General features: G+C 54.9%; 14 protein-coding genes. 7 read left to right on the top strand and 7 right to left on the bottom strand.

Going from position 1 to position 20594, the window contains the following annotated elements; genetic code table 11:
- The first annotated feature begins 6 nt into the window (after nt 1–6).
- The 6 genes from rodA (at nt 7) to lon (ending at nt 9644) form a co-directional block, all read left to right on the top strand.
- Complete coding sequence (rodA, locus tag BLR09_RS05915) at nt 7–1290, top strand: rod shape-determining protein RodA (protein WP_245689872.1); 1284 nt, start codon at nt 7–9, stop codon at nt 1288–1290.
- 92 nt (nt 1291–1382) lie between these two features.
- On the top strand, nt 1383–2285 hold the full coding sequence (locus BLR09_RS05910; RefSeq protein ID WP_093199014.1) for an ABC transporter ATP-binding protein: 903 nt from the start codon (nt 1383–1385) through the stop codon (nt 2283–2285).
- A 150-nt stretch (nt 2286–2435) separates the two neighbouring features.
- Nucleotides 2436–4688: a TonB-dependent receptor gene (locus BLR09_RS05905; RefSeq protein WP_093199695.1), complete on the top strand. Its 2253-nt coding sequence runs from the start codon at nt 2436–2438 to the stop codon at nt 4686–4688.
- 96 nt (nt 4689–4784) lie between these two features.
- Entirely contained in the window at nt 4785–5564 is a 780-nt protein-coding gene (locus BLR09_RS05900; RefSeq protein WP_093199011.1) for an ABC transporter permease, read from the top strand.
- Between the two features lie 111 nt (nt 5565–5675).
- Nucleotides 5676–6905: an MFS transporter gene (locus tag BLR09_RS05895; protein WP_093199008.1), complete on the top strand. Its 1230-nt coding sequence runs from the start codon at nt 5676–5678 to the stop codon at nt 6903–6905.
- 213 nt (nt 6906–7118) lie between these two features.
- The gene (gene lon / locus BLR09_RS05890; protein WP_176785470.1) at nt 7119–9644 is read left to right on the top strand and encodes an endopeptidase La; all 2526 of its coding nucleotides are present in this window, start codon (nt 7119–7121) and stop codon (nt 9642–9644) included.
- A gap of 193 nt (nt 9645–9837) precedes the next feature.
- Here the strand turns inward: lon and BLR09_RS05885 are convergent, their stop codons facing one another.
- The 3 genes from BLR09_RS05885 to BLR09_RS05875 form a co-directional block, all read right to left on the bottom strand.
- Nucleotides 9838–11283 (bottom strand): S41 family peptidase, encoded by a 1446-nt coding sequence (locus tag BLR09_RS05885; protein ID WP_143011033.1) that lies wholly within the window; start codon nt 11281–11283, stop codon nt 9838–9840.
- A gap of 104 nt (nt 11284–11387) precedes the next feature.
- Entirely contained in the window at nt 11388–11966 is a 579-nt protein-coding gene (locus BLR09_RS05880; protein ID WP_093199002.1) for a hypothetical protein, read from the bottom strand.
- 175 nt (nt 11967–12141) lie between these two features.
- Nucleotides 12142–14319 carry a M28 family peptidase gene (locus BLR09_RS05875; RefSeq protein ID WP_093199688.1) on the bottom strand — a complete coding sequence of 726 codons (2178 nt, stop codon included), beginning with the start codon at nt 14317–14319 and terminating at the stop codon, nt 12142–12144.
- Nucleotides 14320–14616: 297 nt separating this feature from the next.
- Between BLR09_RS05875 and BLR09_RS05870 the strand changes: the two genes are divergently transcribed.
- Nucleotides 14617–15885 (top strand): acyltransferase family protein, encoded by a 1269-nt coding sequence (locus tag BLR09_RS05870; RefSeq protein WP_093198999.1) that lies wholly within the window; start codon nt 14617–14619, stop codon nt 15883–15885.
- On the opposite strand, the gene BLR09_RS05865 is transcribed toward BLR09_RS05870, so the two are convergent.
- From BLR09_RS05865 to BLR09_RS05850, 4 genes are all read right to left on the bottom strand, one after another.
- Nucleotides 15855–17849 (bottom strand): LTA synthase family protein, encoded by a 1995-nt coding sequence (locus BLR09_RS05865; protein ID WP_093198996.1) that lies wholly within the window; start codon nt 17847–17849, stop codon nt 15855–15857. The genes BLR09_RS05870 and BLR09_RS05865 overlap by 31 nt on opposite strands.
- 109 nt (nt 17850–17958) lie before the next feature.
- Complete coding sequence (locus tag BLR09_RS25855) at nt 17959–18753, bottom strand: C1q-like domain-containing protein (RefSeq protein WP_176785469.1); 795 nt, start codon at nt 18751–18753, stop codon at nt 17959–17961.
- A gap of 14 nt (nt 18754–18767) precedes the next feature.
- Nucleotides 18768–19766, bottom strand: coding sequence for a T9SS type A sorting domain-containing protein (locus BLR09_RS05855; RefSeq protein ID WP_093198993.1), 999 nt, complete (start codon nt 19764–19766; stop codon nt 18768–18770).
- 12 nt (nt 19767–19778) lie between these two features.
- Nucleotides 19779–20447 carry a hypothetical protein gene (locus BLR09_RS05850; RefSeq protein WP_093198991.1) on the bottom strand — a complete coding sequence of 223 codons (669 nt, stop codon included), beginning with the start codon at nt 20445–20447 and terminating at the stop codon, nt 19779–19781.
- Nucleotides 20448–20594 lie beyond the last annotated feature (147 nt).

Raw genomic sequence — 20594 nt, 5'->3', positions numbered from 1 at the left:
GAGACATTGGCATCCCGCAATAACAGTATTCTGAACCGTATCGACTGGCTGACGGTGAGCCTGTACATCGCCTGTGTGGTGATCGGCTGGCTCAATATCTATGCGGCCGTCTACAACCCGGAGCAGCCCATCAGTATCTTTAATTTCGACACCAATTCCGGTAAACAGCTGGTTTGGATGGGGCTTTCGGTCCTGCTTATCATTGCCATTCTGGTGATCGACTACCGTTTTTGGGAAACCTTCGGGTTTTTTATATACGGCTTTGTGATATTTCTGCTGGTGGCGGTCCTCTTTCTGGGGGCGGATATCAAAGGGTCCCATTCCTGGTTCAAGATCGGCCCGGTGGGCTTCCAGCCGGCGGAGGTGGCGAAGATGGCGACTATCCTGGCCATCGCGAAGTACCTCAGCACGCCCGGCACCAATATGGCCCGCTTCAAAGACCAGCTCAATGTCGCGATCTTCATCCTCATTCCGATGGTACTGATCCGGGTGTCGTCCGAGACGGGGCAGGCGCTGGTACTCGTGGGCCTGATGCTGATGCTGTACCGGGAAGGGCTGCCGGGTATTTTCCCGTCGATCGTCATCGTCGCGGCGACCCTGCTGATTCTTTCCCAGACCGTTGATACCCTGAAAATTGCGATTGGCCTGGCCGTCGTTGCCGGTATCGTCATCTTTTTCCTGCCCCGGTATCAGCGAACGCGACGAACATTCGTGGCCGTCGGGCTGGTGTATGCCGGGTGTGTCGGAATGGTACTGGCTGCGGATTTTTTCATCAATGACGTCCTCGAACCGCACCAGCGCTCACGGATTGAGGTACTGATTGATCCCAACAGCCACAAGCGCGGCGCAGGCTGGAACGTCATTCAATCCAAAATTGCCATCGGTTCCGGCGGGATCTTCGGAAAGGGTTTTCTACAGGGTACCCAGACAAAATTTGACTTCGTTCCGGAACAGAGTACAGACTTCATCTTCTGTACGGTGGGAGAGGAGCATGGTTTCTTCGGGAGCCTTGTGGTGATTGGGCTACTGCTGTCGCTGATCCTGCGGCTGGTTTTTCTGGCGGAACGGCAGCGGACCCGCTTCGCCCGGATCTATGGGTATGGTGTCGTATCCGTCTTTTTCTTTCACTTTCTGGTGAATATCGGAATGACGATCGGGCTGATGCCCGTCATCGGAATTCCCCTGCCGTTCTTCAGTTACGGGGGGTCCGGCTTGTGGTCGTTTACGATCCTCTTGTTTATTTTCCTGAAACTCGACGCGCAGCGTTCCTTCATCATGTCGCGGGTGTAGCCACCAGACCGGCTTTTTCGACCTTTCACCCCAAATGAAAACGGGGCTGTTGCGGTTTGTCCTTATTTCGGAACATCCAAACCGTAACAGCCATGCCGATCCTGCAGACCCGAGACCTGACATTTTCTTTCCGGAAAGACCAGCCCGTTGTCCGCCAACTGAACCTCTCGGTGGAGCCGGGTACGATCTATGGCTTCCTCGGGCCGAACGGCGCCGGGAAAACCACGTCCATCCGTTTGATTCTCGGACTGTTACAGCCTACGGATGGTTCGGTTGAATTGTTTGGAGAAGACCTTTCCACCAATCGGACGTCGATTTTTCAGCGGACGGGCGCGCTGATCGAGCAACCTTCCCTGTACCTGCATTTGTCGGGCCGGCAGAACCTCGAAATCGCGCGGCGGTATACCCGTACCCCGGCCTCCCGGATTCCGGAAGTACTGGAGATGGTCGGTCTCACCCACGCCGCAGGCAAAAACGCCAAAGAATATTCCCTGGGTATGAAGCAGCGGCTGGGTCTTGCCATGGCACTGCTGCACCGCCCTGAGCTCGTCATTCTCGATGAGCCGACCAATGGCCTCGACCCGACGGGTATCATCGAAATGCGGGAGCTGGTCCGCCAGCTGAGCCGGGAGTGGGGAACGACGATCTTCGTTTCCAGCCACTTGTTGAGCGAAGTAGAGCGGATGTGTACCCATGTCGGCATTATCCACCTGGGGAGTCTTCGTTTTCAGGGCAGCCTGGCCGAATTGCAGGAAGCGCAGGCCGGTACCCGCCATCTTCATTTCCAGACAAGCGACAACCAGGCGGCTGCCGGTGTTCTCCACGCTATTTACGGACTGAAATACCGCGACGGCGAAGCGCTGACGGTACCGTTCCAGAACCGGGAAGAGGTAGCGAGCATCAACCGCCGGCTGGTGGAAGCCGGTCTGGACGTATACGAACTGCGCGTTCATCACTCCGATCTGGAAGAAATGTTCCTCGAAATGACCCGGTAAGTTGACCCTCAAAATAGCCCGATTGGTCACATTCCTGTACTTCAGGAGTGATACCCTGTCTATTTTCGGCGGATGAAATACCGGATTCCCAGCTTTTATTGTCCCGTTTTGGGTAAACACCGTGCGCTTCGGAAAGCCGAATTTTGGTGCATGAAATACCTGTTTACATTTCTGCTTGTCGGGTGGATGGTACTCCCTGCGCTGGCCCATCAGGGTACGCTTCAGGGAGTGGTTTACGATGCCCAGACCCGCAAGCCGCTGGCAGGAGCGGTTGTGACGCTGCCTGCGGTTGTCCCGGGCATAAGTACCAACGAAGCCGGAGCCTTCAAATTCAGGCGTCTCGATCCCGGGGCGTATGAAGTCACGGTTTCCTTTGTCGGCTACCAGACGTCGACGGAGAAAATTACCATTGTTGACGGAGAAACGACCTCGCTCTCGGTTTACCTGCGTCCCGGCGTCGTAACACTGGAAGAAGTGAAGGTTTTTTCGGCCAATGCGCACGACCAGCAGCTGATCAACGCGATCGACATTGGCCTGCGGCCTGTCAATAATTCACAGGAAGTACTCCGCATGGTCCCGGGCCTGTTTATCGGTCAGCACGCCGGCGGAGGAAAGGCCGAGCAGATTTTTCTGCGCGGTTTTGACCTGGATCACGGCACGGATATCCGGCTGACGGTCGACGGCATGCCTGTCAACATGGTCTCCCACGCGCACGGGCAGGGCTACGCCGATCTACACTTTGTCATTCCCGAACTCATCGAAAACGTTCACTTCAAAAAAGGGCCGTATTTCGCTGACAAAGGCAATTTTACGACCGCGGGTTGGGTCGATTTCCGGACGAAGGAGCGCCTCGAACGCAACATCGGCAAGGTTGAAGTCGGCCAGTTTAATACCTGGCGGGCGTTTGCTGCCGTGAACCTCCTGGGAGAGACGATGAAGGAAAAAGGCCAGTCACTTTATGCCGCCTCCGAATTCAATTATTCTGACAGCTACTTCGACTCACCCCAGCATTTCAAGCGGTTCAACGGGCTGGTGAAATACAACGGGCAGCTTTCCCCGAAAACGACGTTGTCTCTCACCGGTTCTCACTTTTATTCGAAATGGAACCACTCCGGCCAGATTCCCGACCGGGCGGTTGCCGAAGGACTGATCTCGTTTTTTGGTGCGATCGACGACCGGGAAGGAGGTGAAACCTCCCGGACCAATGTAAATGCCCAGTTGCTCACCCAGACAGCCCGCGGCGGTCTGCTGCGAAACCAGTTTTTCTACTCCCGGTACCTGTTTGAGTTGTATTCGAACTTTACGTTTTTCCTCAACGACCCGGTCAACGGCGACCAGATCCGCCAGAAAGAAGCCCGCGATCTCTTCGGGTACAACGGCAGCTATACCCTGGTGGCGTACCCGGGCGGGCACCGCAGCGAAACAACGATCGGCGTGCAATACCGTCAGGACCTGACCGGCGGTTCGGAGTTATCCCATACCAAAGACCGGGTAGAAACGCTGGAACGGAAACAGTACGGCGATATCAACGAGCTGAATGCCGGCGCCTATGTCGACGAGCAGCTCCAACTCGGGGAGCGCTGGCGGCTGAACGCCGGCCTGCGGTTCGATTTTTTTCGGAATGGCTACCGGGACCGCCTGCAAACCGGTCCGTATCAATCGGTTACGGCGGGCATCGTTTCCCCGAAACTCAGCCTGTACTACACCGCGAGTGACCGCGTTCAGGTGTACCTCAACACCGGAAAAGGCTTTCATTCCAACGATACCCGGGTGGTGGTACCTCAAAACGGACGACAGGTACTACCGCCCGCCTATGGTTCGGACCTGGGCGTTATCTGGAAACCGGCGCCAAAGCTGCTGGTACAAACTGCCTTCTGGTACCTGGGGATGGCGCAGGAGTTTGTGTATGTCGGAGACGAAGGGGTAGTGGAGCCTTCGGTTAAATCCCGCCGCCTCGGGCTTGATCTGACAGCCCGGTATCAGCTGGGCCGGCAACTATATGCGGATCTGGACGTCAACTGGGCCCGGCCGCGGGCGGTGGGCGAAGAAGCCGCGCCATACCTGCCCCTGGCGCCGTTGCTGACGAGCGCGGGCGGCCTGACGTATTATGCCGGAAAGGGTTTAAACGGGTCGGTCCGGTACCGGTACATGGGAGACCGGCCGGCAAACGAGGACAATAGCATCGTCGCGAAAGGGTACTTTGTGACAGATATGCAGGTTAACTATACCCGGCCCCGCTACGTTATCGGGCTGAGCGTCAATAACCTGTTCAATACACGGTGGAAAGAAACGCAGTTTGCCACCGAAAGCAGGCTGAAGAATGAAACCGCGCCGGTCGACGAAATTCACTTTACCGCAGGCAGCCCGTTTTTCGGAAGGGTGACGATGACATTTTTCTGGTAGCGGGGGTATTCATCCGGCTGAGCGACTGCTCATGTAGTTTTAGTGGGGTTTGACGGGGTGGCGAACTAGTTTCATCTCCGTCAAACCCTACGTATTATGCAACTTGCCTATCTGCCCCAGTCTGTCCGGATTGAATTTCTGAAAAACAGAAAAACCGCGGCGTTCTGGCTGTCCGTAGCGGGAGCGGCCTTCGTTCCGACCCTGATGCTGATCGCGTATCTCTGGAAAAACACGCAGAATTTCATCCCGCCCGGACTGAAAAATACGGCCTGGGATATCTTCTTCGGCAGAGCGTGGGGAATTGAAATCGTCCTGTTCCTGCCGTTCTACGTCGTACTCATCAATAGCCTGGTGGTCAATACCGAGCACCGGTCCAATACCTGGAAGTACGTATTCACGCAGCCGTTTCCCAAATGGTCGGTATGGACGGGGAAACTGATTGGCGTACAGGCGCTTATCCTGTTTCACTTCGCACTTTTCGGGGTGCTGGTTCTGACAAACGGGTGGATATTGTCTCTGGTAGACGAGCGCTATGGTTTCGGCAGAACCACGCCTGATCTCCTGCTCTTCTGGAAAATGATCGGCAAAACCTACCTGGCTACGCTCGGCCTTTCCGGGATACACTTCTGGCTGGCCAGCCGGCTGCGTAACATCATTCTGCCGATCGGCATGGCACTGGTCGGAATGGTGCTGTCCGGGCTGGCATTGCAGGCCAACTGGGCATATATCGACTGGTTTCCGTATTCCTATACGCTCTTATCGGTCAAAGACGCCAAAGCGCCGATTCCTGCCCGGCATGAATGGATCGCCATCGGCTATTTCATCGTTCTGAATGTGGCGGGATACTTCGATATTTCCCGGCGTAATATGGGGTGATTGCCAAAGAACGGATTCTGTTTTTGGCGAAAAGAGAAATCTCCTTTGGATTGCATCTGAGAAGCTACCGACGTAATTTGGGCCGTTTTTTGAACATCCCCCTTATAAATTATGTCAAAATCGGTTTCCCTGCAGGCTCCCCAGTCTGCCAATATGCTGGTGATGGTAGCAGCGCTCGGCTACTTCGTCGACGTATACGATCTCATCCTCTTCGGCGTCATCCGAAATCCCAGTCTCCGGGAGCTGGGCGTACCCGAAGACCAGTTACTGGCGACGGGCACGAACCTGTTTAACTGGCAGATGGCGGGGATGCTCATCGGAGGAATCGTCTGGGGAATCCTGGGAGATAAAAAAGGCCGCAAATCCGTGCTTTTCGGGTCTATTCTGCTCTATTCCCTGGCCAACGGAATCAACGGATTCATCAACGACCTGACTACTTACGCGGCACTCCGGTTTATTGCCGGAATAGGGCTGGCAGGCGAGCTTGGCGCGGGGATCACCCTCGTCAACGAAACGCTGCCGAAAGAAAAACGCGGGTACGGAACCCTGATCGTAGCCGGTTTTGGCGCGTCCGGAGCGGTGTTTGCCGCTTTGCTGCCGGAGTGGATTCCGAATTGGCGGGTACTGTATTTCATCGGCGGAGGTCTTGGCCTCGCTTTGCTGACGCTGCGGATCGGGACGTATGAGTCGACCATGTTCGAGCGCACCGAAAAGGCGTCGGTTTCGAAAGGAGATTTCCTGAGTCTGTTTACGCGGGGCGATCGTTTCCGCAAATACCTGGCCTGTATCCTGATTGGTATTCCGATCTGGTACGTGATATCGGTGCTGGTACTTTCGGCGCCGGAACTGGTAAAAGCCCTGGGTGTCACGGGTGTACGACCCAATCTTACCATCGCCTATCTCTATGCCGGGCTTTCCCTCGGCGATATTGCAGTAGGGCTTTTCAGTCAGTGGGTACAAAGCCGGAAAAAAGCGATTTACCTGTACCTGACGATTTCAACGGCGCTGGTCATTTTCTACCTGACGTCCAGTGGATTATCGGCGCTCGAATTTTACTGGCTGTGTTTCGCCCTTGGTTTTTTTGCCGGTTACTGGGCCATGTTCGTGACGATGTCGTCGGAACAGTTCGGGACCAACCTCCGGGCGACGGTTACAACCACTATTCCGAATTTTGTACGGGGAGCCGTTATCCCTATCAGCCTGGTTTTCAAGTCGTTTATTCCTTCGCTGGGATTGATCGGCTCGGCGCTGACGGTAGGGCTGGTCTGCCTGGCCCTCGCGTTTTTGTCGAACTGGAGTGTAGAGGAAACATTTGGTAAGGACCTCGACTACGTGGAATAAAACCGGTTTTAAAACCAAAAAAGCTGCCGGCGCCCCCGGCAGCTTTTTTTATCTTACGGCCGCCAATTCCCGGCCGGATGTCCGGAATCTTGTCTATCTTTTGCTACGAAACGAGGGTGGCACGGTCCTTTCACCCTATACCAGCCCCGATGTTTTGAATAGCTTCGTTTCACGATCGATTGTTTTGCCTGCCAACATGACAGGTTTGTCTATATGAATAAGAAGAAGAAGAATCCCTTGCTTAGCGACCTGCGTCTGGTGGAAATGTCCGACTTTGACAACATGGAGATGATCCCGTTGTCACCGGGGGACTTCGACGACAACGACGACCCGGCCGCCTACACCGACGAGCTGCCCATTCTTCCGATCCGGAACATTGTTCTGTTTCCGGGAATGGTCATTCCGGTGACGGTCGGACGTCAGAAGTCGATTCGCCTGGTCAAAAAGCAGTATAAATCCAAAAACAAGGTAGTAGGCGTAGTAGCGATGGCCAATCCGCAAAAGGAGGAGCCTACCGCCGAAGACCTGTACCGCGTCGGAACGCTCGCCCATATCCTGAAGATGATTGTCCTTCCGGACGGAAATGTCACCATCATCGTACAGGGTAAGAAGCGTTTTCAGATTCACGAATTCCTGAAGGAAGATCCTCATTTTCAGGCGCGTGTGTCGTATGTCGACGATAATTTCCCGGTGAAACCGAACCGCGAGGCAAAGGCCCTTATTCAGTCGCTCCGGGACGCCGCACACAAAACGCTCAACCTCAATCCCGAGATTCCGCGGGAAGCGCAGATTGCGCTCGACAACATCGAGTCAAACAATTTCCTGATTCACTTTCTTTCGGCCAATACCAACGCCGATCAGCCCGAAAAGCAGGCCCTGCTCGAAACCTTCCAGTCGGAAGAGCAGGCAACGAAGCTCCTCGAACTGATGATGAAGGATATTCAGTTGCTCGAAATGAAGCGGGAGATTCAGTCGAAAGCCAGCAGCGAAATCGATCAGCAGCAGCGCGATTACTACATCCGCCAGCAGATCAAGGTATTGCAGGAAGAACTGGGTATTGACTCGCCCGAGCAGGAAATCGACGCCCTGCAGGCCCGTGCCGCGCAGAAAAAGTGGAACAAGGACGTCAACGAGCAGTTTCAGAAGGAAATTTCGAAGCTCCGGCGGACCAACCCGATGTCTCCGGAATATCCCATCGGCATGAACTACCTGGAACTGATGGTAGACCTGCCCTGGAACGAATACACGAAAGACTTTTTTGACCTCAAGAAAGCGCAGAAGATTCTGGACCAGGATCACTTCGGTCTCGAAAAAATCAAGGAGCGCATCATCGAATACCTCGCGGTATTGAAGATGAAGGGTAACCTGAAAGCGCCGATTCTTTGCCTGTACGGCCCTCCGGGCGTCGGAAAGACGTCGCTGGGCAAGTCGATTGCCAAGGCGCTCGGCCGGAAGTATGTCCGGATGGCGCTGGGCGGTGTGCACGACGAGTCCGAGATCCGCGGGCACCGGAAAACCTATATCGGCGCGATGCCCGGGAAGATTATCCAGAATATCCGCAAGGCCAAGTCGTCCAATCCGGTGTTTATCCTGGATGAGATCGACAAGGTTTCCAGCGATTTCAGGGGAGATCCGTCGTCCGCCTTGCTCGAAGTACTCGATCCGGAGCAAAACAGCAGCTTTCAGGACAACTACCTCGAAGTCGAATTCGATCTCTCGAAGGTACTGTTCATCGCGACGGCCAACTCCCTTGAACCGATTCAGCCGGCCCTGCGCGACCGCATGGAGATCATCGAGCTGACCGGGTACACGATGGAAGAGAAGGTCCAGATCGCGAAAAAATACCTCATTCCGAAGCAGAAGCAGGAACATGGTCTGGATGCCAAAATGCTGACTTTCAGTGACGCTGCGATTCAGAAAGTAATCGAAGGCTATACCCGGGAGTCGGGCGTCCGTTCCCTCGAACAGAAGATCGGAACGCTGGTCCGGAAAATTACCAAGGCCATTGCCCTGGAAGAGGAGTATCCGAAGAACCTGCGCCCGGATGACGTAGTGAAGTTGCTTGGCGCCGAGTATTTTGATAAAGACGAATACGATAATAACGATTCAGCCGGCGTAGTTACCGGTCTGGCGTGGACGAGCGTAGGCGGGGAAATCCTCTTCGTCGAATCCAGCATGAACCGCGGCCGGGGTACCCTGACGCTGTCGGGCCAGTTGGGCGAAGTCATGAAGGAATCGGCGATCACGGCGCTGAGCTACCTGAAGGCACATGCGGACGAACTCGGAATCGACCACCGGCTTTTTGAATACTACAACCTGCACGTTCACGTGCCGGCCGGCGCGGTACCGAAAGACGGACCGTCTGCCGGGATCACGATGGTCACGTCGATGGCCTCTGCCTTTACCCAGCGCAAGGTCAAATCCAAACTGGCAATGACGGGCGAGGTGACGCTCCGCGGGAAAGTATTGCCGGTTGGAGGTATCAAGGAAAAAATCCTCGCGGCGAAGCGCGCCGGCATCAGGGAAGTAATCCTCTGTTACAAAAACCGCAAGGACGTAGAAGAGATCACGCCGGCCTATATCAGCGACCTGACGTTCCATTATGTCAGCCGCGTGGAAGAAGTACTCGAGCTGGCGTTGTTGCCCGAGCAGGTAGCGAATCCGATCAAGTTTGTCTTCCCGGATGACAAAGGGAAACCGGCCGACACGGCTACCCCGGAAGTAGTAGTACTGAACTGATTACCAGCTTATAAACGACAGAGAGCGGCTTCTTAGGAAGCCGCTCTCTTTGTTCTGGCGGATAAACAAAGCACGCGAGTATAACTTAGGTGAAACTGATTCGTGTTCCTGGGTACGCCGAGATATACGAGGTTGCCGGATTTTCAGACTACCTGATTTTGCAAAAACATCGAACAGTACAAAAACTCGTTAGTTAGTTTATATTTTTCGCTGTTTTTTCTTTCGAAAAGGTCTTCAGCAGCGTATTTTTCTCTGTCATGATCAGTTTGCCGAATATGCCTTTCCGCTCGAGTGATGAACCGACCGTAGAGGGGCCCGCTTCTGCCCGCCCGCCCATAACCGCGCCCAGCAGGGCCGTTTTCAGCATAGGCTCGGCCGTACTGCCCAATGCCTGAAGCATCAGGGGCTCTGAAACAACGATATTCGGCAGGAAGCCGGCGGTGTAGTCCGACTGTCCGACACTGTTGTACACCTTCACAATAATGGGCTGGAGCGCATACTTGATCTTGCCGGTATCGTCGGTCAGGGTAGTGGACCCCACGTTCTTGCCATAGGTGGTTTCCCCGATCAGGTTGACGGTCATATAAGGCTTCAATCCATTGATAATCAGCTCGCTGGCAGAGGCGGTCCAGCCCGATGTCAGAATGGTGACCTTGCTCAGCTGATTGCCGATATTGTTTCCCTCCTGAGCGAAGTAGGAGTTAAAGGAGTCAGTACCGTAGCGCGACTGGATATACTGATTTAATGCGCTGTTGTACTCTTCCTTATAGAAAACCTGCTTGGTGCCGGTATACTTGACGATCAGGCTGGCGAGGTTGATGGCCGTCGTGCCGGAGCCCCCCGGGTTGTACCGCAGGTCCAGGATGAGCTGGCTGACTCCGGCCGACTTGAATTTCCCGAAAATAGTCCGTAGGTGGTTGTCATACTCGCCTGAAGTATTGTTGCTGTTTGGGCTGGAAATGAATTGGTTATAAACCAGGTAGCCGATTTTTTTGCTATTCACTGTGTAGACTGAATCGAGGAAAACGGGATCTTCCTGAAAGGACTTCGCCGTGACAGACCGGGTAACCGACGAATCGTCAATGGAATTACCGGTGACAGTACCCAGGGTGAACGTAAACGCCGTCGCGGTTCCGAAAAGCAGGGATGAATAGTTAGACGCCGTCAACGCCTGCCCATTGACGCGTGTGAAGAGATCGCCCCGCTTGAAACCGGCCAGATCGGCGGGAGAGCCCTTCAGGACATACAGTACCTGGCCGGCGATGGAAGTATTGCCGTTATCACGGTAGAAAAGCCGGAATTGCATACCTGTCGTGACAGACTCGCCGTTGAGCTCGCCTTCGAGCGCGGTGGCGTCATCCGAAAGAAAGGAAAAGCGATCGCCCTGGGGATTGGTCGTGGCACTGTACGTGTAGAGCAGGGAAGAAAAGTAATCTTCCGGATTGAGGGAGGTATTGGTCGCAGCCTGCTTGGGCATTTTATCCTCCCAAAGGTAATAGGAGGACATCTGCTCGTAGATCCACTGATTGATGGTGGGGTTCTGGTTGGTTTGCGGCGGCGTGACCTCGCTGTCTTTTTTGCAGGAAGACACGGACCACCACAGGCCTGCTACGATCAGGAGTGAAAAAAAGGTTCTCACGGCGTCTCTTCGTCTGGTTTTTTCAGACAGTACGCGGTGAGAACCCGAAACGTTGAGGATATGTAAAAAAAGAATGACAATCGGGATGGTTTTCCGACGATATGCTACAACCGTAGCCGGAGACCTGCATGGATCAGGCCGTTATAGCCGAAGGCCGCTTCTCCGAAAACCGAAAGTGTCGTGCCGAGTTCGACCCCGATAGGTACGAGGTTGAAAGCAAGGAGCAGTGAATTGGCTTTGTCGGACTCATATTTCTGCGAAGCAAACGACGCGCCGACGGCCACGCCGGAATAAAGCCGGGCAGCCCGCTTGTCGAGCCAGTAGAAATCCGCCCGGGGTATCACACTGACGTACCGTCCTTCGCTGGTGCCGAGTTTCGCGCCGGAGGAAGTACTGTAAACATCTTTTTTGAAGGATTCATAGGCAACGTCTGCCCCGAATGTCACCCGGCTGCGGGTCGGGATTTTGATATTGGCGACGATGGCGCCGGAAAAGGTACCATCCTCGTACCGGACATTCCCGCCGGTGAGCGCGGTGCCGAGAATGTCGGTGACGCTCTCAATGATTTGCGGTGCGGTAATCAGGCCATACCCAACCGAGACGGAAACAGGGCGGCGGGTTTCCTGCGCGAAAAGGGTGCCGGACAGGAGTAGGACGAGGACAACAGGGAGGAGGCGGAACATACAGATGGACGGGATAGGTTGTATGCCAAACTACGCTTTTTCAGGGACATCACAGGCGCTTTTCACCGGAAAAAGTCGTTACGTATAAAAAGGACCGGTGTGTCAATACGTTTGAAAGCAGAAAAGACACGAATTCCAGGCAGGAATCCGTGTCTTTTCAGGGAAAACAGGGGTATTACCGGCTTCCGCCAACTGCGCCGGCGCCGCTGCCCTGTATATTTTTCACAAAGAGATCGAGCTTGCCGGAAAGGGAGCGGATGGCCGCGAGATACCGCTTTTCGAGGTCGGGCAGGTTGGCCGTCGACCGGATCGAAGCTTCATACAGCAGCCCCGGCAGCATCCACGACGCATAGCCGCTGTATGGATCAGACGAGGCGTATAGCGACCGGTACCACGAACCGAAGGCCATTCCCTTTTTATCGATGAACGATTGCTCCAGTTGCAGCATGATCTTGTTCAGCTCGGCGGCTTTGGCGCCCTGACCGTTAGCGAGGAAAGACTGCCGTGCCGCTTCCGCTGCTTCGGCACTTTTCTTCAGGTCGGCAACCGCTGTGAGCAGGCCTTCCGCCGAATAGGAGGGGGCATAGGCTTTGATTGCTTTTTCTGCCGCCTTGATGTGAACGGCGAGGTCGTGTGCGTACCGGCTGAGATCATACGGGAGCAGGTCGGCATTGGCCAGACGCAACGACATCGTTCCGACGAGCTGCTCGACCATCGGACCCATTTTGTACGTGGAGTCCACAAATTTGTGGTAGAAGAAGAGGTCGTCGTAGGTAGAGTGGTACAAGGTCGGTCCGCCGACGCCCGCGCTCAGCGACGGTACGCCCACGTGCATGTACGGGCCGATGTGGTCAGATCCGCCACCGAGATTACCGATCGAAGGCTCCTGGGCGGCTACCGCCGGCGCTGACGAAGCTACTCCCACTGTGCTCGACTGCCGGGGTGTGGTCTGGCCCATCCATTGCTGGTACAGCGTCCGGTTGGAATCGGGGTAGTCGACCGCCTGGGTTGATTCAATAATCAGTTTTTTGAGCGACGGCGAGGCGCTTGCCCCAAAGGCCCGGCCGGAAACCGCCGCGTCGAAATTCATGTAGGCGACAGCTTTCTGGGTCAGTTCATCGCGGAATTGCTCAGCCCATTCTGCCGAGCCGATGACGCCGAATTCCTCCGCGTCCCAGTGCGCAACCTTGATGGTACGGCGGGGCCGCTGACCGTTTTTCGCCAGTTTGCCCAGCGATTCTGTCAAACCGAGAAGCATCGCTGTGCCGCTGTTTGGGTCGGTAGAGCCGTAGGCCCAGGCGTCGTAGTGGCAGCCGGCGATGATCCATTCATCCGGAAATTCACTACCCGCAAGCGTGCCGACTACTTCGTAAATACGCGTGATGGCCATTTCCTGCTGTACTTTCAACCGTACTTTCAGGCCTTGTCCGCCATCGAGCCGGTAGGCAAACGGAAGACCGCCCTGCCAGCCGGCCGGCACTGCCTGTTTGCCCGTCATCTGCTTCAGAATATCCACGGCGGAGCCATAGGGAAGCGCGGTAACGGGAATTTTATGCAGCGCAACGTCTTTCGGGTCCAGCCGTTTAACCTTCACTTTTCCGTCTACCGGCAGCGCTGGTTCAAACGGCGTCAGCGGATCGCCGGTATAGTTGACTGTCAGGAGCGATCCCCGCTGGATAACGCTTTCGCTCGGCTGCGGTCCTTCCGGAAAGGTAAAGCCCTTGGTATAGCCGTTGTCGGCAGGGTCGGTGTAGATGATTACCCCTGCTGCGCCGGCGGCCTGTGCATGCTGGGCCTTGTATCCGCGGAAATTTCCGCCGTACCGCGCCAGCACGATTTTGCCCTGTACTGAGATACCGAGCTGTTTCAGCTTCTCGAAATCTTCCTTCCGGCCATAGTTTGCGTAAACGACTTCGGCGGTTATGTCTCCGGAGCCGGAATAGGCATTCCAGCCGGGCATGAGCCGCTTATCGAGCGAGTACTTGTCTTCCGGAAAAATATACTCCCGGATATTGAGCGGCTGGCGTAAGGGCTGGACGATTTCAACCGCAACATCCCCCGGCCCTTTCGGCAGGTAAATGTCATGCGGGTAGATGTCGACCTGCCAGCCGGCTTTCCGCATGGTTTCGGCGATGTAGTCCCGGACACGTTCGTTTTCCGGAGACCCGGCAACGTGCGGCGCGCTGGTCAGCGCTTCGAGGTGTTTGCGGTACACGGCGGGCGACTGGGCCTTCCGGAATTCCGTTTCAAGTTTCAGCTGGGAAGCCTGCCGGGCGGGGGTGAAGCCTGTCAGGTTCTGAGCCTGAGCAGCTCCCGCCAGCAGTAAAAGACCGGAGAGTAACTCTTTTTTCATGCAGTGAAGTGAATGGTAGGAACGCGTTGACTCCAAAAGGTAAGGAGAATGTGCGGTTTCGTTCGTTTTTGAGCTCACAGAAAACACAGAAATCACAGAACGGGCAGGCGTCGGGAACGCATATATCCCGTTCAACCACTTAAATTCTGTGATTTCTGCGCTTTCTGTGAGAAACAAAAGCAGCGAATTTTTGCAGGTAATCGCCGGAAAATGCCGGATTAATCCGATATTCCTGTCAAAAGAAACCAAAACCTTTCCCATTTTTGCAGGAAACTCAACGCCGATCCCTCTGAACACATGAAGAACCGTCTCATTTCCCTGGATGTCCTGCGCGGCCTGACCATCATGCTCATGACTGTCGTCAACAATCCGGGTGACTGGGGAAATGTCTTTCCGCCTTTTCTGCATGCCGAGTGGCATGGTTGTACGCCCACCGACCTCGTGTTTCCGACATTTCTGCTGATCGTAGGAATCTCCGCCGTGCTGGCAATGCCGACCCGGAAAAACACACCGGAAGTCCGTCAGAAAATCCTCATCCGTACCCTCCGGATTTTCACCCTCGGCTGGTTTTTATTCTTCTTCTCCAAAATCCATATCGGATCGCTGGAAGGCCTGCCGCTGCTCGGCGTACGACTGCTGATTACGGCTGTTGTCTCGGCTGCGCTCTTTACGGAATACGATCGGAAGAAGCAGCTGTATGTGGTTTCCGGGATTTTTCTGGGGATGATCGTGCTGGCTTTCGGCGGATTTGAAGACTACTCCACTGTCCGGATTCCGGGCGTTTTGCAGCGTATCGCGGTAGTCTATGCGGTGATTTCCTTTCTGTATCTTAATACGACGCCACGTACCCAGGCGATTATTGCCGCAGGCCTGCTTCTGCTGTACTGGGGTTTGATGACGCTGGTGCCGGTTCCCGGATTCGGACCGGCCAATCTCGAAAAAGGCACGAACCTCGCGGGCTGGGTCGATAACCTGCTGCTGCCGGGGCACTTATGGGCTTCGGCCAAAACCTGGGACCCGGAAGGTATCCTGAGTACCCTCCCGGCTATTGCAACCGGCATTGCGGGCCTGCTGACCGGCTGGCTGCTTCAGCGGCCGGTACCGGCGCAGGCAAAGGCTGTAAACCTGCTCCTCGCGGGGGCAGGAGGTATCATCGCCGGCTGGCTGTGGGGACAGGTTTTCCCGATCAATAAATCGCTTTGGACCAGCTCATACGTGCTGTATGCCGCCGGATGGGGAGTTGTCAGCCTGGCGGTTCTGTACTACCTTATCGACGTAAAAGGCTGGAAGGCCTGGACGAAGCCGTTTGTCATGTTCGGCGTCAATCCCATGATCGTATTTTTCTTTTCGGGAATCGTACCCCGCGTGCTGACAGCGATTAAGGTCGGTGATCCGGCCGATCCCTCGAAGGAAATCAGCCTGCAATCGTTTCTGTACAAGCACCAGCTGGCGCCGCTTTTTGCCGATCCGCGCGCAGCGTCGCTTAGTTGGGCGCTGCTGTACCTGCTGTTCTGGTTCGGCGTGGTGTATGTGCTTTACCGTCGCGGCGTAGTTGTCAAGGTCTGAGCCGTTTGCGGCACCGGGACGGTCAACTCATTCCGGACCATCCGCTCAGCATATTGCTGGACAAAGGCTTTCAACTGATCGGTCATTTCCTTCTCGGCGGGCAGATGCTGTCCGCCGAGGTTGTTTTTCAGCAGAATATCTTTCCGGTAATTGAAGAGCATGGCCGGTTTGCCGGGTTCATACCGCAATACATAGTCGTCCTGCACGTATTGATAAGATTGCCCGACGTACTGAAACGCCCAGTTTTTCCCGTCAGTAGCAAACGCATCTTTCCCGAAGGCAAAGTAGGGCTCGTCGTAATGCAGGTAGTTGAGGACAGTCGGCATGACGTCAATCTGCTGAATAATCCGATCGGTATCATACCCCCGCAGGTCTGAACCGGGCCGGTAGAAGAGGATAGGCACGCGGAAAAAGCCCAGATCAGTCTTGTACTCCGGGTGATGGGCGCCGTTGGTATGATCGGCTGTCAGCACAAACAGGGTATTCTTGTACCAGGGCTGTTGCGAGGCATTCCGGAAAAATTCCCGCAGGGCGTGATCGGTATATCCGATACATTTGTAGATCGGCCGCGGCCCTTCCGGAAATTTCCCTTCGTACTTCGCCGGAACCTGAAAAGGGTGATGGGAGGTCAGGGTAAAGACCGTGGCGAGGAATGGCTCCTTGAAGGTACCGATCTTATTGGCCATGTACTGGAGGAAGGGTTCGTCCCAGATACCCCAGATACCATCGTACTCGGCGTTGTTGTTGAACTCGTCCTTGCCATAGTATTCCTGATAGCCGGCCAGGTTCAGGAAGGCCCAGAAACCCATTGATCCGTTGGGCGCGCCGTGGAAAAACGCCGTGTGGTATCCTTTCCGGCGCAGGTGCCAGGCAAGCGAATGAACGGTATTGCCGGAGTAGAGCGACGTCACAAACGGATCCTGTACCAGCGGAATACTGGCTACCACCGACGGAAGGCCGGCAATCGAGCGGTCGCCGTTGGCAAACGTCCATTTCGCCGTCCGGCTCACACTCACAAGGGAATCGAGGAAGGGCGTATAGCCTTTGTACTTTCCGCCGTCGAGGTCTTTGTTGAGCGCGCCGATAAATTCCTGCCCCATGCTTTCGACTACCAGCGTCACGACGTTGAGCGGCTGAAACGGTTCTGCCGGAGCAGGGTAATGCACCGGGGAGTAGCGTTTTTCGAGGTCGGCATTGTCGAAGTAATGCTCTACCTCCAGCTGCCGTGTTTCGAACGTTTTGTAGATGGAGAACGGCGTATTCAATACCAGCGCCAGCTCCATGGGCTTGTTGGTATAGTCTCCGGCATTTTGCAGGGTAATCGGGCGAACGCTTTCGCCGAATCCACCCCGCAAACCGGCTACAATAAACGCGGCACAAAAGGCCATCACCAGCAGGCCGCCCACGTGATAATACCCGTTGGGCAGAAGCTTACGAGGTTTGGAGACGGGCTTTCCATACGACCATACAATGAACAGTACGCCCGCTGCCCACAGTAGCACCAGGTACCAGAAATCAAGGAAAAAGACCTTGAAGAAGTCCGTCGCCCGGCCCATTTCATTCGAGAATTCCCCGAAAATGGTCGCAGTCGCCCGGTGCTTCACAAAGGGGAAATACCCGATGTCGATACAGACAAACGCCAGCGCGACAGCGTTGGTGACGAAAAAAAGAATGCGGAGCGCTTTCTGATAACCAGGATTATACCGGAATTGAAACGGGACGAGTATCAGAAACAGGTACAACAGGTTGGTGTACAGGACTGCCGTCGTGTCAAATTTCAATCCGCCCAGAGCCAGGCGCAGGTAAGTGGCAAGCGTCAGGTCGGGGTATAGCGAAGCGTTAAACGCATAAAACAAGAGACGGAAGAGCGAAAAAAGCAACATAATCCAAAACAGTCGCTTCGCTGTCCGCCAATACAGGTTGTCCTTCGTCAGGGACGTCCTGATCGTACTCCAGATACTCATCTTCCAGTAAAGGCCTCAAAATGAAAAATCAGTCCGAAGTTAACGCATTGTTAACAAATTCGGACTGATTTAATGGCTTCTTAATGAAGGAGTCGGATTGGGTATACGTCTATAGCTTGATAATGGAGAGTTGACTGCCTTTGCCATCCGTAGTCGCGGCGCCCGCGTTTTGAGCGGCGCGGATGGTCACAGATTCACCTGCATTCAATACGACGACACCGGTAACTGCGGCGCTTCGCAACGGATAGGCGGCGTCGAGGTTGGAGGTGGAACCTGCCGTTCCTCCGGTAACAACCAGGCCAGATCCTTTGAAGATACCCAGGACACCTGTATTTCCACCTGTAGTCGTAACAGTCGCGTTGATCAGGTATGTGCCTGCTGCGGCGGCGGTGAAGGTTCCAGTACTTTCATTAAACTGATTATTCACTTCCACAGAGGGTGTAAGCCAGACAACCGTTGTCGAAGCCGAGGCGGCCAGCGTCTGTGTATTGCCATGAGTAGCCAGTACCTGAAGCGATCCCGTACCTGCCGGTCCTGCCGGGCCTTGAGGACCAGCGGGACCGATTGGACCGACAGGACCAACGGGTCCTGTTGCTCCTGTTGCTCCTTGTGGTCCTGTTGCTCCCTGTGGCCCCGTCGCTCCGAGGTATGTCCAGTTAGGTGCGCCGGGTGTTCCGGCGTTAAAATAGAACCCCGGCGTTCCGTCCGTCTGGTAAATCAGCAGGCCCGTTGCCGGAGCGGCAGGGCGGTTGGCCTGGAGAATACGGGGTACGAGCATTCCCTTGTCAGTCGCTTTGATTTCGAGCTGCGCACTGGCATCGGGAGTGGTAGTCCCGATGCCAACCTGGGCGAATGCTGTTGTAGAAAGAATACTGAAAATCGTTATGGCGGCGACTTTTTTCATGAAGAGGACGACGGTTAGGGCATCAGCGCGATGCGAATGCTCTGAGAGATATTTTCGCCCTGCACCTTGATCAGGTAGGACCCGGAGGGAAGTCCCGCCGGTACGTTCAGTTGGTGTTTAAGCTGCCCGGCAGGAAGTTTTTCGGAATAAATATCCTTACCGGTCATGTCCACCATCCGGACCGATACGGCACGGGTGTCAGGCAGGAGCAGGAAGACTTCTTTGGCCGACGGGTTCGGGAACGCGACGACTTTCAGTGAGCCTTCGGAGAAGACAATGGCTTTGACACCGTAGTCTTTTTTGGCGCCGTCGAAGTCGAACTGCGACAGGCGATAATACGTCACGCCTTTTTCCGGGCTGTCGTCATAGGTGTAGTAATTCTGCCGGATATTGGTCGTTCCTTTTCCTTTTACCTGAGCGAGAAGCGCGAAGTTCGCGGCATCTGCCGAGCGTTCGATGCGGAAGAAATCGTTGTTTTTCTCGGAGGCTGTTACCCATTCGATACGGGCTTTCCCGCCCTCTGCTTTGACGTTGAACGCCATCAGGGAAACCGGCAGTGCCGACGTAACATTGGTCGCAGTGATTTGCCGGAAGGCTGTCGGCGAGGCAAACAGCTGGCTGACAAAATTACCGGAGACATTCGCCGGCGACGTCACGGTATAGGGCCCTGCATCAGCACTTTGATAGGCAATCGCCAGATCGGGCTTGGTGTTTCCGTTGAGTTCGCTGTCGAGGAAATTGAATCCTACCGTTCCGGCAAATCCGGAAATAGCGGGCGAGAAGGAGTATACCCGGTTGATGCTGGAGCTCGGCAGGCCGGTAATAGCTGTCGGGCTGGTGGTGAGCGTGGTATTGGCCAGGGTGTAATCCGAGCTCGGCGTCAGGGAAAGCTGATCGAGGCTGAGCGTGGTTCCGGAGGAAATGAACATTCCTCCGCTGCCGATGGTAACCTGAGCTTCGGTGGCGATCGGACCAAGCAGGAGCAGAAGTGCAGATACGTGTAGCTTTTTCATTGAACAGAAGGCTTAATTAAGGCGGATGTACGAGATCTTGATATTGGTTATGAGGCCCGACGGCACGAATAACGCCGTAACGAGTTGCAGCTTTACCCGGTCGCCCGGAACCAGCGAAGCAACCAGGGAGCCGCTAAACGAAGTCGTGCCGAATGGAGTGACGTTTTTGACGACTTCCGAAGCCGGCGTATCATTGACCGCAATCTGCGCAGTGACTGATGCGGCAACCGGAATAGATGGATAATTGAATGTGTAGAAAATAAGGTAATTACCTCCTCTTACGACAATGGCCTCAGATGGACTAGATGTCATCAGGTCCACTCCCATCGGAGTCAACACGCCTGTTGACACTGCGAAAGGCAAACCGGGAAGAAGCGTCACGTAAGCAGACGGAAGATCCGAGACCGTGGTTGTGGGTGCTTCCGATTTCGGCACCAGTTTGTCCCAGGTGGTTCCGTTGAAATAATAAAATCCCTTATCACCGTCTGTCTGGTAAATCATGAGTCCTTCGGCAGCATCGGCGGGACGTTGTGCCTGGGCCATCCGGGGAATCAGAAACCCTTTTTCGGTGGATTGTACTTCCAGTTGCGCACTGGGATGAGGCGTTGTTGTTCCAACGCCCACCTGGGCGAAAACCGGAGCGGTTATACTCAGAAATAGTACAGTAAAAAGTTGCTTCATCAAGTGCGGATTTTAAAGTTGAAAGGGGGAAACAAACCCAAAAACCGCCGCTTTCACGAACAGAAAAATCCGAAACCATAAGCAAAAACAGAAGCTCCCGGAGGCGCGGGAAGACAATCGGCGACGGAACTAATTTTCATAGAAAGG

This window comes from Siphonobacter aquaeclarae (assembly GCF_900103285.1).
GTDB classification, from domain to species: Bacteria; Bacteroidota; Bacteroidia; order Cytophagales; family Spirosomataceae; genus Siphonobacter; species Siphonobacter aquaeclarae.
The sequence above is the reverse complement of the archived record's forward strand: the minus strand, read 5'-3'. Positions and strand labels throughout refer to the sequence as shown.